This is a genomic window from Pedobacter polaris (genome assembly GCF_005116505.1).
GTDB classification, from domain to species: Bacteria; Bacteroidota; Bacteroidia; order Sphingobacteriales; family Sphingobacteriaceae; genus Pedobacter; species Pedobacter polaris.
The window spans coordinates 1182132-1198341 of sequence record NZ_SWBR01000001.1; the positions used below are offsets into that span (position 1 = coordinate 1182132).

Sequence of the window (16210 nt, forward strand, 5' to 3'; positions counted from 1 at the left end):
ATTTTTAGTTAGCATTTTGTAACATAAATTCATAAACAGCTTTCCAGCCTTTCCATTTTCCACTTTCAGAGAGAGATTCATTATGCCATAAACTATAGAAATTTCCTTCAACCAGTTTAACGCTGGCAAGTAGTTCGTCTATTTTCTGTATGGCTTCATTAGGGCTTAATTTTAGGTATTGTTGCAAAGTAACTTCCATTACTGCAAAAGGATGAATCTTTAAATGAGATTGCTTTTCTAGTTGTAAGTCGTACCAAAAAAATGGAGTGCAAGTGCCTGCTCTAAAACCAACTTGCGATGCATATCCCATTGAATAGTCGTGGTTAATTCCTGCTTTAATTAGTTTTAAATAGGTTCTTGGTAAATGTAACTTTAAAAAATGCTGTCGTGATGCATTTATCTTTTTATTCGTGATTTGTTCTAGTGTCTTTATTTCTTCACTAATCTTTTTTGTTTCTGTATTTGAAGCATAAGAAGTGTGAATGCCAATTTGTGCTTTTTTAGAAACCTCACTAATCAATGTTTTAAAAGCCTCATCTTCGGGATTAATATTTTGGTCAAATTCTTCATGACCCTGATTGGCTAAAAGGAAAAAGAAAATCGGACTTAATTTATGTTTTTCATGAATTTCTTCTAAAAAACCATAAGTATCAAAAGGATCTGGTTGTCCAAGTCCGGTTTTGATAATATTTAAAATCTTTTCTGCATTTAAGTTAACCGCAGCTTTTAAAATTCTTGCAGTGTTTTTAGCCAAACCGCTAGAGCGAAAATGGTAGGCTCTATCTACATCGATAGTAGGTGTGAATTTAAATTTTCGTTTCCCAAAAGTAAGTGAAGGATATTTTTTGAGCAGGATATTTTTTAAAATCATTGCCCATCCATCAATAACAGGGGCTCCTAATAAGTTAAGTTTATATTGTAAACTTTGCTCTGCAGGGTAACGTCCATGTTCATCAGCCTCAAAAGGTAAGTATTCTTCATATCTACTTAAAAAATAAAATGAAGCAGCAAAAATTTCGAAAGGGAGAGCACTATTATTTACAGGAAAAGGAACCCGCTGGTCGCCAAAAGTTGTTTCTTTTACTTGAATTGGCTCTATATTATGCTGTGTTATAAAATGTGAACAATAAAAGAAAAGCTCATCTGCTAACGGTGCATCAGCATAAGTAAACTTTGGAGATTCACTTTTGATAAAGTCAGCTGCAATACTGGTAAATTCAAAGTCGCAAATTAGAATTTCTCTAAATATAAAGTTGAAGGTGTACTTTATTCTAGGTGTAACATTAGGGTTGTATATTAACAAGTGCATGATTTTTTAAATATATTCCTAATAGTTGTATATTAATGAATCAATTTGTAATATTTATTGGTATTAAAAATTTACTACTAAAGCATTTGAGGGGTAATTTGCCCTAACACTTTTCCTTATCCCACCTTTCTCTACATGTAAAATATTCATTTGATCATCAAACAGGTCATATAAAATGGTGTTGTTTATGCTTAATTTTTGGAGGGAGGTAATATTTCCTATTTCTAAATAAACGTTTGTAGCCTCTTGGTCTTTCTCAAACCCAACATACGTAGCATTAACAGTTTTCCCATTCACGTTGTATTGTAAATGAGCAGTTAAATACTTTTTAATTAGTTCATCCATTGCTTTTTGCATAGATGGTTTATTTAAGTCAGTTTTTACATTATAGCTTTTAGTCAACACATTCTCAAAATCATCTGTAAAAATTCTGCAGCTTATCTCTAAACTTTTTTCTTTTGAATTGAAATTTATCTCAGTTGTACTTACATGTAGTGGATGTTTACTTTCTTTTACAGACGTTGCTGGTAAAAAACAAGTAAAAATTAAAGAAACAAGTAACAATTTTGAATATATAGCCTGCATTTGCAATAGAATTACTTAAATGATTAAAAAAGAATTTATTTTAGCTTTTACAAAGCTAGCAAGCTATTTGGATAATCTTAATATTCATTATGCCTTTAGAGGATTTTTTGTTCTATTTTAAATTGGGTTGGTCTCATATTGTGAGTTTAGATGCGCTAGACCACCAATTATTTATTCTAGCGCTAGTAACAGTTTATACCGCTAAAAATATTAAACAGGTACTAATTCTGGTTACTGCATTTACCATTGGGCATTCACTTACCCTATTATTGAGTGTATTGGATGTAATTAGATTTCCAAGCAAATGGGTAGAGTTCTTAATTCCCTGTACCATCTTTATTACAGCACTAAGTAATGTATTTAAAAAGGATTTTTCAGTAAGAGCAGTAAACACAAATTACTATCTTGCATTGTTATTTGGATTGATCCACGGAATGGGCTTTGCAAATTCTGTTCGTATGATGTTGGCAAAAGATCAAAATATAGGTTGGGGCTTATTCGGTTTTAATGTAGGTTTAGAGGTTGGTCAAATTGTTTTTGTGATTATCATTTTATGTGTTACCTGGCTAGGTCTGTCTTTTTTTAGAATTAGACGTAGAGAATGGGTCATATTTTTATCAGCAGCAGTATTTAGCCTGGCTTTAAAAATGGCTTTAGAAAGAATTCCATACTAATTAAATATACAATGAAAAAATTTTACAAAGGTTTCATTCTTTTAACGTTGATAGGGCAAATCGCGTTAGCTCAAAATATTTTAAACAATCCTGGTAGTAACCACGGTAATAAGTTTGAGCAACTAGGTACAATTTTAAATACACCTAATGAACAGCGTACCGCAAGTGGTGCGCCTGGCGTAAAGTATTGGCAGCAACGAGCAGATTATAAAATCAAATGCGAACTTGATGAGAAAAAGCTAACACTAAAAGGTAGTGAGACTATTACTTACTACAACAACTCTCCCGATGTGCTGACTTATATCTGGATTCAATTGGATGAAAATGAGCATAACAATCTAAAAAATGCAAACTACCAAAGTAGCTCTAGAATGCCTAGTGGGGCATTAACAACTCAAGTAGATAATATGAAAGTTGGTTCGCAGGGTGATAATGGGTATGGTATAAATGTTACTAAAATAACTGATGCAACAGGGAAAAATCTAAGCTATACTGTGAATAAAACAATGATGCGCATAGAAATTCCTGCATTAAAATCTGGGACCCAGTTTATCTTCAATATCGATTGGAACTACAAAATTACAGATAGAATTGCAGGGGGTGGTCGTGGTGGTTATGAGTTTTTTCCAGAAGATGGAAACCACTTATTTACAATGGCACAATGGTATCCACGTTTGTGTGTTTATAGTGATGTTCAAGGCTGGCAAAATCATCAGTTTACTGGAAGAGGAGAATTCGCTTTAACTTTTGGAAACTTCAATGTTCAAATGACTGTGCCTGCTGATCATATGGTGGGTTCTACAGGAGAATGTGTCAACTACAGCGCAGTATTAACGCCTACACAAATGGCAAGATACAATAAGGCTAAAACAAGCACTACCGCACCTGTTGAGATTGTAACTTTAGCAGAAGCAAAAACTGCTGAAGCTAAAAAAACTGAAGCCAAAAAAACTTGGGTTTTCCAAGCTAATAATGTTCGTGATTTCGCATGGACATCTTCAAGAAAATTCATTTGGGACGCAATGGCTCAGCCAATTGCAGGTAAAAATGTAATGTGTATGAGTTTTTACGGCAAAGAAGCTTACGCTTTGTATAGCAAATTTTCTTCGCGTGCAGTTGCACACACTATTAAAACTTATTCAGATTTTACTATTCCATATCCATACCCTGTTGCACAAAGTGTTGAGGCAGCAAACGGAATGGAATATCCAATGATTTGTTTCAATTATGGCCGTACAGATGCGGATGGAACTTATAGTGAAAGTACTAAAAACGGAATGTTGGGTGTAGTAATTCACGAAGTAGGGCACAACTTTTTCCCGATGATTGTAAATAGTGATGAACGTCAATGGACTTGGATGGATGAAGGTTTAAATTCATTTGTTGAGTATTTAACAGAGGAGCTTTGGGATAATAAATTTCCTAGTAAAAAAGGTCCTGCTTATACCATTGTACCCTACATGAAATTACCAAAAGATCAGTTAGAGCCAATTATGTCTAACTCAGAAAATATTGTAAACTTCGGTCCAAATGCTTATTCAAAACCTGCCACAGGTTTAAATATACTTCGTGAAACAATTATGGGTCGCGAATTATTTGACTACGCTTTCAAAGAATATTCTAGGAGATGGGCTTTTAAACATCCTACACCTGCAGATTTATTTAGAACAATGGAAGATGCAAGTGGTGAAGACTTAGATTGGTTTTGGAGAGGTTGGTTTTATGGAACCGACCCTGTTGATATCTCTTTAGATAGTGTGAGGTATGCTAAACCAGATTTTTCAACTACAGCAAATGCTGGCGGAGGGAATAGATTTGGCAATAGGCCAGGAGGGTCAAGAGTAGATCCGCCAGCGGTTAATGCATTCGAAGACATTTCAAAAATCAGAAACCGTGAAAATAGCAGTATAAAATTTTACACAGATAGAGACCTAGAAGCTAGAGATTTCTACTGGAAATATGATAGAGGTTTAGTAAATATTGATACTTCCTTAAATGCAAAACCTCAAACTCAACCTGCAAGGTTACCAATGGAAGAGTTTACCGCTGAAGAAAAAACCAAATATGGCAACAAATTTTTCTACGAGTTAAATTTCAGTAACAAAGGTGGCTTAGTGATGCCAATTATTGTTGAGTTTACATTTAAAGATGGGACGAAATCTATAGACAGGATTCCTGCTCAAATCTGGAGATTAAATGAATTGAAAACCTCTAAATTCTATGTTCAAGATAAAGAAGTAGCTTCAATTAAAATAGATCCAATGAGAGAAACTGCAGATATTAATGAAACAAATAACACTTGGGGCGGAAGTGCATCTCCTTCTAAATTTCAGTTATTTAAAATGCGTACTGGTGCTGGGCCAGCTCGTGGCCAATCAGTTGGTTCAAACCCAATGCAGTTGGAGAAGAAGTCTAAATAGTATCGAGTAAGCGGTATCAAGTATTTAGACTTGATAACATCGAAAATAAGAACCCGAAGAAATAAAATACTTCGGGTTTTTTTAGTTAAATCGTCATTGCGAGCCTCTGTGCACAGGGCGAAGCAATCTCCCTTATAGGTGAAAGATAATAACCTTGCGTTAAATATATTTTGCCTTAAGCTTTTTGCTCATCTCAAAACCTTTCCCCATTTATCATTGTTGTCCAATCTTTAAGCTTTGGTCTTTTCGCTTTAAGCTATAACCCTTATCTTTACTTACAATGAAGTTCAAATTAGTATCAGAGTATAAGCCAACGGGCGATCAACCAAATGCGATTAAACAACTAGTTGAAGGTGTTAATGCAAATGAAAACTACCAAACTTTACTAGGGGTTACAGGGTCTGGCAAAACATTTACTGTAGCCAACGTAATTGAGCAAACTCAAAAACCAACACTAATTTTAAGTCATAACAAAACTTTAGCCGCACAGCTGTACGGAGAATTTAAACAGTTCTTTCCAGAAAATGCTGTTAACTATTTTGTTTCCTACTACGATTATTATCAACCAGAAGCTTACATGCCAACCACAAATACTTATATCGAAAAAGATTTAAGTATAAATGAGGAGATTGAAAAACTACGGCTAAGAACCACCTCATCTCTAATGTCTGGGAGAAGGGATGTAATTGTAGTTTCATCCATCTCTTGTATTTATGGTATGGGAAATCCCGAAGATTTTTCTCGGTCTGTTTTCCGTTTTTCAGTAGGAACCAGAATTAGCAGAAACTCTTTTTTGCATAGCTTGGTTGAGATTTTATATGCACGAACAATTAACGATTTTAAAAGGGGAACTTTCAGGGTAAAAGGAGATACGGTAGATATTTTTCCAGCTTATTTAGATAATGCTTATCGCATTTCATTTTTTGGAGATGATATTGAAGAACTTTCTGAAATAGATCCAATAACAGGGAAAACATTGGCAAAACTAGAAGATATGGCTATTTATCCAGCCAATCTTTTCGTTACACCAAAAGAGAAATTCAATTCATCAATTTGGGGGATTCAGGAAGAATTAGAATTGCGCAAAAATCAATTGTTAAATGATAGACAATTATTAGAAGCAAAACGATTAGAAGAAAGAGTAAACTTTGATATCGAAATGATGAAGGAACTAGGTTATTGTTCTGGAATTGAAAACTACTCAAGATTTTTCGATGGACGTTCTGCAGGGATGAGACCCTTCTGTTTGTTAGATTATTTTCCAGATGATTATTTGATGGTGATTGATGAAAGCCATGTAACTGTTCCGCAAATTAGAGCCATGTATGGTGGTGATAGGTCGCGTAAAATGTCATTGGTAGAATATGGTTTCCGCTTGCCATCTGCATTAGATAATCGCCCTTTAAACTTTGATGAATTTGAGCGTTTAGCACCACAAACTATTTATGTGAGCGCAACCCCGGCAGATTATGAGTTAGAAAAAACAGATGGTGTAGTAATTGAACAAGTAATTAGACCGACCGGATTATTAGATCCAGTTATAGAAGTTAGACCAGCCATTAATCAGGTTGATGATCTATTAGATGAGATTGACAAGACCATTAAATTGGGCGATAGGATTTTGGTAACTACGCTAACCAAACGTATGGCAGAAGAGTTGACCAAATACATGGATCGTTTAAATATCAAATGTCGTTACATTCACTCTGAAGTGAAAACCTTAGAAAGGGTTGAAATTTTAAGAGGATTACGCTTGGGTGAATTTGATGTTTTAGTGGGGATTAACTTATTAAGGGAAGGATTAGATTTGCCCGAAGTAAGTTTAGTAGCCATTTTAGATGCAGACAAAGAAGGTTTTTTAAGATCTGACAGAGCTTTAATCCAAACTATTGGGCGTGCTGCTCGTAATGATAGAGGTAGGGTAATTATGTATGCAGATAGTATTACCCAATCTATGGAGAGAACCATTGATGAGACCAATAGGCGTAGGGAGAAACAAGTTAGCTATAATTTAGAACATGGCATTACCCCTAAAACGGTTGGCAAAACTAGAGAAGAAATTATTGAACAAAGTTCCGTTTTAGATTTCTCTGAAAGTAAAGCTCGTAATAAAGCTTATGTAGAAATTGATGAGGTTAGCATTGCAGCCGATCCAGTTATACAATATATGACTAAACCAGAGATGCAGAAAGCAATTGAAAAAACGCGTAAAGACATGCAAAAAGCAGCAAAAGATATGGACTTCTTAATGGCAGCTCGTATGCGGGATGAGATGTTTGCCCTAGAGAAAGTATTTGCAGAACGATTTAGTAAATAAATTCTACTTTGATAAAATTCTGTGAAATTAACCTTTATTTTGGCAAGGTTAGCTACGCTTTCTCATAACCTATAACTCACAACCCATAACCAAAATTATGCAAGGACAAAACAGAATAGATATTTACCCAGGTCTAGAAGTAGGTATCATCTTAAAAAAGGATCAAAGAAGTGGAAATGTAACGTATGGTGTAGTAAAAGATTTATTAACCTCATCATCATTCCATTCGAGAGGAATTAAAGTGCGTTTGGAAGATGGCCAAGTTGGTAGAGTTTGTGAAATAGTGGAAGAAGATTAATTTAATTCTAAACTTGATGAAGAGACAAAAATAAACCTCGATAACAAGATAATTCCATAAATACTTATTAATTTCCGAAACAAACAACTAGCTTGTATTGTAATTAAAGTGCAATTAAATTTTAGAGAAGTAACAAAAAATTAATTCTCTCGTCTATATTTGTGTTAATAAACTTATAAAATGGGTTACTTTTTAAATTTCATAATCATAGCTATCCTTGTTCTTTGGGCTATTCGAGTATTAATTCGAATGATATTTCCTGTTATGCTTAAAAAAGCTTTCGGTAATATGCAAAACCAAGCAACAGGCACTCAGCAGCAGCAACAACAACAAAGATCTACAAAACCTGAAGGTTCCATATCTATTGATTACATGCCTAAAAAAGAAAAGAAAGGCAATGCCGATAAACTTGGTGATTTTGTAGAATACGAAGAGGTTAAATAGTTTTCAGTTGACAGTTTTCAGCTGCTAATCGCTTAATAAGCTTCGCTCAATACTTGGTATTAAAAAATAATACTTCCTAATCTGTATCAATTTTCTATTTTTGAGGCTAAGTTTAATTTTAAAATAGCCTAATGAACAATTGGTTTAACAAAAATGGCATCCACGTAGCCATAGTTGCAGCATTTTTAGTTATTTGTTTTGTGTACTTCAGTCCTGTATTGCAGGGAAAAGCACCCGCTCAAAGTGACGTAATACAGTCTAAAGCGATGCAAAAAGAAATAATGGAGTATAAAGACAAAGATGGTAAAGGACCACTTTGGACAAACCAGATGTTTGGCGGTATGCCGGCCTATCAAATTTGGGTACAATATGCTTATAATGGCGCTACTTATGGTATTGCTTTAATTACTAGAGTATTACCAAATCCAGTAGGAACAGTTTTGTTACTTTTAATTGGTTCTTACTTTTTGTTTATTGTATTAAAAATAAATCCCTGGCTCGCTGCGGCAGGAGCAATAGCCTTCTCATTTACAACATACAACTTTGTGTTAATAGCCACAGGCCACAGCAATAAGGCTTTGGCAATTGGCTTCTTCGCACCAATTATTGCAAGTATTATACTAACGCTGAGGGGTAAGTATTGGCTCGGAGCCAGTTTAACAGCGTTATTTTTAGCTTTAGAAGTTAGAGCAAACCACGTTCAAATGACTTATTATCTGTTCATTTGTATTTTAATCTTTATTGGTATTGAAATTTATCAAGCTTATAAAGCAAAAGCATTGCCTGCTTTGGGTAAGGCAATTGGTTTCTTATCGGCAGCAGTACTACTTGCCGTAATGGTAAATGCAAGCTTATTATGGACCACCACTGAATATGCTGCGGAAACAAATCGTGGTAAATCTAATTTAACAAATGCGGCAGGTAAGCAAGAAAGCATGTCTAAAGACTATGCCTATAACTGGAGCCAAGGTGTTGGTGAAAGTTTTACCTTTCTAATTCCTAATTTATACGGTGGCGCAACTAGCATTGATGAATTGGTAAAACCAGAAAGCAATATGTACAAAGCTGTTGCAGAAGTAACTGCTGGCGATCCTCAGCAAACTATAGGAGTTATTCAGCAATTGGCTTCTTCTCCTCAATTAAACATGCAGCAATACTGGGGAGAAAAACCTGGTACTTCTGGAGGATATTATTTCGGAGCAATTGTTTGTTTCCTTTTTGTATTTGGTTTATTCATTGTACGTAGTCGCCTAAAATGGTGGATATTAGCTACAACCGTGTTGTTTATGCTGTTATCTTACGGCAAAAATTTCCCATTTGTTTCAGATTTATTCTTTAACTATTTCCCATTATATAATAAATTTAGAGCAGTAGAATCTATTCTTGCTGTTGTAGGATTAATGGTTCCACTACTTGCGTTTTTGGCAGTTAAAGAGGCGCAAGAAGGTAGTATTGATCAGAAAGTATTAATTAAAAAGTTAACATGGTCTGCTGGTATTACTGGCGGATTTGCATTATTGGTTGCTGTAGTTCCTACACTGTTTTTTAGTTTCAAGACGGCTAACCACTTAGAGATTGTTCAGGCACTTACACAAAATACAGGTAACAATGCAGGTGTGGCACAAAAAATTATTGATGGCTTAATTAAAGATAGAATATCAATAGCTCGTGAAGACGCATTTCGCTCTTTCTTATTCATTGTGATAGGTTTTGCCATTGTATGGGCATTCATTACTAAAAAATTGAATATGCAGTTGGCATTTGGTTTATTGGCATTAGCGGTATTGATAGACATGTGGCAAGTAGATCGTCGTTATTTAAATAACAAAAACTTTGAAAGTAAATCTACACTGGCTAATTACTTCCAGCCCCGTGATGTAGATACTTTTATCATGGCAGATAAAGATCCAAACTTTAGAGTTTATGACCAAAGCGTGAACACTTTTAGTGATGCAAGTACCTCATCTTTCCATAAAACAATTGGCGGTTATCATGCAGCAAAATTGAAGAGATATGATGAGTTGATCTCAAATCAATTCTCTAAGAGTGTAAATCAAGATGTTTTAGACATGTTGAACGCTAAATATTTCATTACACAAGATCCTCAAAATGGTTCATTTAAAATGTCTAGAAATGCAACAGCCTTAGGCAATGCATGGATTGTGCAAGGTGTACAGTTTGTTAAAAACTCAGACGAAGAAATGAAAGCGATTAACAGTTTCGATCCCAAACAAGAAGCAATTGTTGATGAGCAATATAAAAAGCTAATTGATACTACTCGTTTAGGCGCTGACCCAACTGCTTTCATCAAAATGGAAAAATATCACCCAGATCATATTGAATATTCTTACAGCGCACCAAGAGATGTAATTGCTGTATTCTCTGAAATTTATTATGATAAAGGCTGGAATATGTATATTGATGGTAAGCAAAAACCATATTTTAGAGCTGATTATGTTTTAAGGGCAGCCCAATTAGAAGCAGGTAACCATACTGTTGAATTCAAATTCGAACCAACATCATACTATACTGGAGAAAAAATATCTTTAGCAGGATCAATCCTTTTGGTATTGTTTTTAGGATTTGGTTTTTATACGGAGAACAAAAAGAAAAAAGTAGGTTAAAAAGAACTATAAATTAATATAAAAGCCGATCTCATCATTTGAGATCGGCTTTTTTGTTTTTATATCAAGAAATAAAACTGTTAGGAGTAAAATAACGTAAGTGTGATTATTAAGCCGCTAATAGCTGATGAAAAATCTCTACTTTAAGTTATTCATTACATTCATATGCCTAATTTGCTTTTCGGTAAATATGGTTATTGCAATACCACTGGTATTTAAAGCAAAAACACATTTCAGTGAGGCAAATGAAAAAGATAGTACTGAAAAGAGCTTTAATGCACAAGAGAAATTAGCAACGATCATAGTCTTTCAGTTTCAAGCTAAAAACACGGTTGCATCCAATAAAAGCAATCTGAAATTTAATTCATTCAAATTCAATTTGCCCGCAGCCTATAGTAGCCTTCCAAAAAGACCACCAAAGCACTAAGCTTAAGCAGAACTTAATCAATTTTTCACTAAAACTTTAAAACATGTTAAAAAAATATAACTTGTTAGCTACCATATTTGGTATTGTGCTAACCCTTTCAATCAGCTCTTGTAAAAAAGATAGAGTACCTACTGCTCAGGAAACTTTAATTCCAGGGCCGGATTTAAATTTCTTTGCTTTAACAAATGACAACAAAATACTGTCGTTAAATGCTAAAGCCCCATCTTCTGTCGCTGCCCAAGTAACAATTTCTGGCTTACAGGCCAACGAAACCATTTTGGGAATTGATTTTCGCCCGGCTACAGGTGAACTGTATGCTGTTGGCAGTACCAGTAGGATATATGTTATTAACCCTAAAACTGGTGCTTCTAGAGCAATTTCAACTGTTCCTTTTACTCCAGCAATCAATGGTACTAGCGTTGCTTTTGATTTTAATCCCACAGTTGATAGAATTAGATTGGTAACTTCAAATGGTCAAAACCTTCGCTTAAATCCTGAAACAGGAACTGTACAGATAGAAGATGGTGCAATTAATGGCGTAACAAATGCTAAAGTTTCTTCGGCTGCTTACTCCATGAATAAAGCAGGTGCGGCAACAACTGTTTTATTTGATATCGATGTTGTAAATAATAAATTACACAAACAAGACCCACCTAACAATGGCACCTTGGTTGAAATAGGTTCCTTAGGATATGATGTTGATGAAGCTGGTGGTTTCGACATTAATCCCGATGGTACGGTTGCCTTAGCTGCATTGTCTGTTGCAAATAAATCTGCATTGTTCTCAATTGACCTTAATACAGGTAAAGCAGCAAAAATTGGCAATTTAGCACAAACAATAATAGGTTTAGCAATCCCTACTGAGGCAGTTGCTTATGCAATAGCTAATAACAACGAGTTGTTGATCTTTAATCCATTAGCCATTACGCCAACACCAGTTGTAAAAGCAATTACTGGAATTGCAACTGGCGAATCTATTTTAGGGATAGATATGAGACCGCTTAATGGTCAGCTTTATGCTTTAGGCAGCACAAGTAGGGTGTATACAATTAATGCCTCATCTGGTTTAGCTACACCAGTAGGTGCCACCACATTTACAACATTGTTAATTGGTGCCCAATTTGGTTTTGATTTTAACCCAACGGTTGATAGAATTAGAATTGTAAGTAACACAGGTCAGAACTTAAGATTTAACCCTGCCGATGGTGCAATTACTGTAGATCTTCCTATTGTTTCTACAACAGCTCAAGTTAGCGGTGCAGCTTATACAAATAACTTTGCAGGTTCAACAACAACCATGTTGTTTGATATTGATGCTTCGGGAGATCGTTTATATAAGCAAGACCCACCTAACAATGGTGTTTTGGTAGACATTGGTGCGCTAGGTGTAAATGTAGAAGCAACTAATGGTTTTGATATAGGTTCAACTAGTGGCTTAGCTTATGGTATTTTTACCGTTGCAGGTGTTCAAAAATTATATGCAGTTAATTTAACATCTGGAGCCGCAACAGCTGGCGCAACAATTACAGCAGCAGCTAGAGGGTTTACCCTTGGTTTAGGTTTTTAACTCCTATTTAATGATAACCGCAGATTGGCATATCTTGCTAGTCTGCGGTTTTTTATAATTTTATATTCTAGTATTATCCTTACATAGAATTCCAATGCTGCTGTCACGCTTTAAAATGTAATAGAACTCATTGCATAATTACTTTCCATTTTACATATTCCACTTTTAATAATAATAACTTAACATCTTATTAATCTGTTAATTGCATTTTTGTGCTATAAAACAATTCAAATGACAGAACTATTTTTAGGACTTTGTTTAGTAGTCATCATCGCATTCTTCTTTAGTCCTTATGAATTAACTGTAGGCGAGGACGAAGATTAATTATGGAAAAAAGGGAAGTCGAAATCGTAGTAATTTCTGATGTTCACTTGGGCACTTATGGTTGCCACGCCAAAGAACTCCTCAAATATCTTAAAAGCATAAAGCCGAAAACAATTGTCCTTAATGGCGATATTATTGACATATGGCAATTTAGCAAAAGGTATTGGCCAGAAACCCACATGAAAATTCTGCGTAAAATTATGAAGTTTGTGGTAGAAGGAGTTCAGGTTTACTACCTAACTGGAAACCACGATGAGCTACTGCGTAAGTTTGCAGACATGCATCTGGGTACTTTCCACCTTCAGAATAAATTGGTTTTAGAACTAGAGGGCAAAAAAGCTTGGTTTTTTCATGGCGACATATTTGATGTAACCATGCAGCATTCTAAGTGGCTGGCAAAAATGGGTGCTATTGGATATGATAGTTTAATATTAATCAACAGTTTTGTAAACTGGACTCTTGCTTTATTTGGGAAACAAAAGATGAGTTTCTCTCAAAAAATAAAAGCTAAATTTAAAGATGCAGTTAAATTCATTAATAAATTTGAACAAACAGCATCAGATTTGGCAATAGAAAAAGGTTATCACTATGTGATTTGTGGACATATTCATCAGCCAGAAATTAGAGAAATGGTAACAGAAGCTGGAAATGTAATTTACTTGAATAGTGGCGATTGGGTAGAAAGCTTAACTGCTTTAGAATATCACAAAGGTGAATGGCAGATTGTTAAGTACAATCCTGCAGATTTTAAAGTGGATGATGTTGAGCTAGGATTACTTTCTGATGGAGAAGACCTGCACAGTAAACTTGATATTAATATTTTATTGCAAAAGATTAAACTAGAAATTGGCTAAAGCATAAAACCATCATGATTTTATAAATTACAAAACGAGCACAACATAAAATCATGATAGCTTCGTTTCCATTAAAACTATAAATACTGACGAAAAATACAGATATTAGGTGCGGATGAAGATACTTTATGCTATTCAAGGTACAGGAAATGGTCATATCAGCAGAGCAAGAGAAATTGTTCCGCTGCTACAGCAATATGGCGATCTGGATATCCTAATTTCCGGAACTCAAGCCGATGTAAAACTTACACAAGAAATAAAATATCAATTACATGGTTTTAGTTTTGTATTTGGTAAAAAAGGTGGAGTAGATCATTATAAAACTTGGGCCAATATGAACCTTCCTAGATTTAGGAAAGACATGAAAGTAGTTCCATTAAAAGAGTATAACCTAATCATTAACGATTTTGAACCTGTTACTGCCTGGGCTTGTAGAAGTCAAGGTTTAGAAAGTGTTTCGTTAAGCCATCAAGCGTCTTTTAAATCAAAAAAAGTCCCCCGCCCAAGAACAATAGATTGGGGAAAACTTATTTTAAGTCATTACGCGCCTACTACACATCATGTTGGTTTTCACTTCGAAAAATATGATGATTTTATTTATACACCTGTAATTAGAGGTGAAATAAGAAAACTAACACCCACTAATTTAGGTCATTATACAGTTTATCTTCCAGCAATAGACGATAAGCTCTTGGTTAAGGTTTTACAACAAATTCCTAACATAAGATGGGAGGTTTTCTCTAAACATACTCGTTCAAGTTACAGGGTAGCTAATGTTTTTGTAGAACCCGTAAATAATGAAAAATTTAACATTAGCATGGCTAGTTGTGAGGGTTTGTTTACTGGTGGTGGTTTTGAAGGCCCGGCAGAAGCATTGTATCTTGGCAAGAAATTACTTGTTGCCCCCATGCGCTTCCAGTATGAGCAACAATGTAATGCTTATGCACTAAAGCAGCTAGGGCTTCCGGTTGTTTGGGGTAGCAATAAAAATTGGCTGCCCATTTTAAAAGAATTTGTGGCTAATCCCCAAGAACATCAATTTAATTTTCCTGATGAAACTGCAATGATTATCGATGACGTAGTGAAAAAATATGCTAAGTGATTGCTTAGTAAGTGCGGAACGTCCTTCCCACGCAGGTGGGAATCTTAAAGCGATTGCAAGGTGCAGAAGTTACTAGATGATAAATTGCATTAAGATGCCCAGTCAAGCTGAGCATGACGACCCTTCTCTATACTACACGTCATTCCCACTCAGGTGTGGTTAAATTAGAGATAATTTTCTTTACTTTGCCCTAGCAAAAAGGCATGATTAATCAATTTCGAAATTTAAACCCAGTTAACCTTGTCATATTGGCCGCATATACAATTTTTATGCGCCTTGCCATTTTCATTAACTTACCAGATCAATTAAATTTCGAATTTTTAGAGCCCTATGCTAAGCTCCTAGTTCAAATACCTTTAGAAAACTCTTTTTCTATTACCGCAAACTTGTTTTTAGCTGCGGTGATTACGTTTGTACAAGCTATTCTATTTAATAGAATTGTAAATAACCATGGTTTATTAGCAAAACCTAGTTATCTGTCAGCCTTACTTTACATTACAGGGGCAAGTTTGTTTACTCAGTTTTTAATTTTAAGTCCACCATTAATCTGTAATTTTTTGCTGATATGGATAATGGATAAATTTTTAAAAATAGGTAAAACACCAAATGCAATGATGACCATGTTTGATATTGGAATGATCATCGCCCTTGGTACATTAATTTATTTCCCATTTATTGTGTTATTAGCAATGCTCTGGCTTAGTTTATTGCTATATCGTTCATTTAGTTGGAGAGAATGGATTGCAGGAATCATTGGCTTTTTAACCATATTTTTCTTTATCGCTGTTTTTTATTATTGGAATGATAATATTACGCAGTTTTATAGAATATGGAGGCCTTTGGTAAATAAATTCCCATCTAATCTAAAAATAAATTTCAACGATTATTTAGTGCTCATGCCTGTAAGTGTAATTATAATTTTGGCAACATTACAGCTAAGAGAGAACTTTTTCAGAAGTTTTATCAGCACAAGGAAAGCATTTCAGATGCTATTCTTTATGTTCATTATTGCAATTATAAGTTTTTACACCAAGCCAGATTTTAGGGTATATCATTTTTTATTGAGCGTGCCGCCTGGAGCCGTACTGTTAGCCTACTATTTTTCTAATGCAAAAAAGCGATGGTTTTACGAATCGTTATTTGCAGTATTAGTACTTAGCATTCAGTATTTTTTGTTTGTTTAACCTTTTTTAACAATTTGATACCTTGAAACTTGCTAAAGATTAATAGCTTTGTGCCGTAAAGTTTGGTGTTTGCTTATGGCT

General features: G+C 34.7%; 13 protein-coding genes. 11 read left to right on the forward strand and 2 right to left on the reverse strand.

The window, feature by feature from the left end:
* Positions 1 to 4: 4 nt before the first annotated feature.
* Positions 5 to 1309, reverse strand: coding sequence for a polysaccharide deacetylase family protein (locus tag FA048_RS05305; protein WP_136839159.1), 1305 nt, complete (start codon positions 1307 to 1309; stop codon positions 5 to 7).
* 63 nt (positions 1310 to 1372) lie between these two features.
* A complete protein-coding gene (locus tag FA048_RS05310; RefSeq protein WP_136839160.1) occupies positions 1373 to 1894 on the reverse strand; it encodes a DUF6702 family protein in 522 nt (173 codons plus the stop codon).
* Between the two features lie 89 nt (positions 1895 to 1983).
* On the opposite strand from FA048_RS05310, the gene FA048_RS05315 reads away from it, so the two are divergent.
* From FA048_RS05315 to FA048_RS05365, 11 genes are all read left to right on the forward strand, one after another.
* Positions 1984 to 2568 carry a HupE/UreJ family protein gene (locus FA048_RS05315; RefSeq protein WP_136839161.1) on the forward strand — a complete coding sequence of 195 codons (585 nt, stop codon included), beginning with the start codon at positions 1984 to 1986 and terminating at the stop codon, positions 2566 to 2568.
* 11 nt (positions 2569 to 2579) lie between these two features.
* The gene (locus FA048_RS05320; protein WP_136839162.1) at positions 2580 to 4988 is read left to right on the forward strand and encodes a M1 family metallopeptidase; all 2409 of its coding nucleotides are present in this window, start codon (positions 2580 to 2582) and stop codon (positions 4986 to 4988) included.
* Between the two features lie 280 nt (positions 4989 to 5268).
* Positions 5269 to 7305 carry an excinuclease ABC subunit UvrB gene (gene uvrB / locus FA048_RS05325; protein WP_136839163.1) on the forward strand — a complete coding sequence of 679 codons (2037 nt, stop codon included), beginning with the start codon at positions 5269 to 5271 and terminating at the stop codon, positions 7303 to 7305.
* Positions 7306 to 7402: 97 nt separating this feature from the next.
* Positions 7403 to 7603, forward strand: a complete 201-nt coding sequence (locus FA048_RS05330) for a YwbE family protein (RefSeq protein WP_136839164.1) — start codon at positions 7403 to 7405, stop codon at positions 7601 to 7603.
* Positions 7604 to 7783: 180 nt separating this feature from the next.
* Positions 7784 to 8047, forward strand: a complete 264-nt coding sequence (locus FA048_RS05335; RefSeq protein ID WP_136839165.1) for a DUF4834 family protein — start codon at positions 7784 to 7786, stop codon at positions 8045 to 8047.
* 131 nt (positions 8048 to 8178) lie between these two features.
* Positions 8179 to 10671, forward strand: coding sequence for a YfhO family protein (locus FA048_RS05340; protein ID WP_136839166.1), 2493 nt, complete (start codon positions 8179 to 8181; stop codon positions 10669 to 10671).
* A gap of 127 nt (positions 10672 to 10798) precedes the next feature.
* Entirely contained in the window at positions 10799 to 11098 is a 300-nt protein-coding gene (locus FA048_RS05345; protein WP_205943420.1) for a hypothetical protein, read from the forward strand.
* A gap of 43 nt (positions 11099 to 11141) precedes the next feature.
* A complete protein-coding gene (locus FA048_RS05350; protein WP_136839168.1) occupies positions 11142 to 12665 on the forward strand; it encodes a DUF4394 domain-containing protein in 1524 nt (507 codons plus the stop codon).
* A gap of 326 nt (positions 12666 to 12991) precedes the next feature.
* On the forward strand, positions 12992 to 13843 hold the full coding sequence (locus FA048_RS05355) for a UDP-2,3-diacylglucosamine diphosphatase (RefSeq protein ID WP_136839169.1): 852 nt from the start codon (positions 12992 to 12994) through the stop codon (positions 13841 to 13843).
* A gap of 115 nt (positions 13844 to 13958) precedes the next feature.
* Positions 13959 to 14945, forward strand: coding sequence for a glycosyltransferase family protein (locus FA048_RS05360; RefSeq protein WP_136839170.1), 987 nt, complete (start codon positions 13959 to 13961; stop codon positions 14943 to 14945).
* Positions 14946 to 15148: 203 nt separating this feature from the next.
* Positions 15149 to 16129 carry a DUF6427 family protein gene (locus FA048_RS05365; protein WP_136839171.1) on the forward strand — a complete coding sequence of 327 codons (981 nt, stop codon included), beginning with the start codon at positions 15149 to 15151 and terminating at the stop codon, positions 16127 to 16129.
* Positions 16130 to 16210: the final 81 nt, after the last annotated feature.

Excerpts from the sequence above, each read along its gene's own strand:
- FA048_RS05305 (WP_136839159.1), bottom strand. The coding sequence starts at position 1,309 with ATGCACTTGTTAATATACAACCCTAATGTTACACCTAGAATAAAGTAC.
- FA048_RS05310 (WP_136839160.1), bottom strand. The coding sequence starts at position 1,894 with ATGCAGGCTATATATTCAAAATTGTTACTTGTTTCTTTAATTTTTACT.
- FA048_RS05315 (WP_136839161.1), top strand. The coding sequence starts at position 1,984 with ATGCCTTTAGAGGATTTTTTGTTCTATTTTAAATTGGGTTGGTCTCAT.
- FA048_RS05320 (WP_136839162.1), top strand. The coding sequence starts at position 2,580 with ATGAAAAAATTTTACAAAGGTTTCATTCTTTTAACGTTGATAGGGCAA.
- uvrB (WP_136839163.1), top strand. The coding sequence starts at position 5,269 with ATGAAGTTCAAATTAGTATCAGAGTATAAGCCAACGGGCGATCAACCA.
- FA048_RS05330 (WP_136839164.1), top strand. The coding sequence starts at position 7,403 with ATGCAAGGACAAAACAGAATAGATATTTACCCAGGTCTAGAAGTAGGT.
- FA048_RS05335 (WP_136839165.1), top strand. The coding sequence starts at position 7,784 with ATGGGTTACTTTTTAAATTTCATAATCATAGCTATCCTTGTTCTTTGG.
- FA048_RS05340 (WP_136839166.1), top strand. The coding sequence starts at position 8,179 with ATGAACAATTGGTTTAACAAAAATGGCATCCACGTAGCCATAGTTGCA.
- FA048_RS05345 (WP_205943420.1), top strand. The coding sequence starts at position 10,799 with ATGAAAAATCTCTACTTTAAGTTATTCATTACATTCATATGCCTAATT.
- FA048_RS05350 (WP_136839168.1), top strand. The coding sequence starts at position 11,142 with ATGTTAAAAAAATATAACTTGTTAGCTACCATATTTGGTATTGTGCTA.
- FA048_RS05355 (WP_136839169.1), top strand. The coding sequence starts at position 12,992 with ATGGAAAAAAGGGAAGTCGAAATCGTAGTAATTTCTGATGTTCACTTG.
- FA048_RS05360 (WP_136839170.1), top strand. The coding sequence starts at position 13,959 with ATGAAGATACTTTATGCTATTCAAGGTACAGGAAATGGTCATATCAGC.
- FA048_RS05365 (WP_136839171.1), top strand. The coding sequence starts at position 15,149 with ATGATTAATCAATTTCGAAATTTAAACCCAGTTAACCTTGTCATATTG.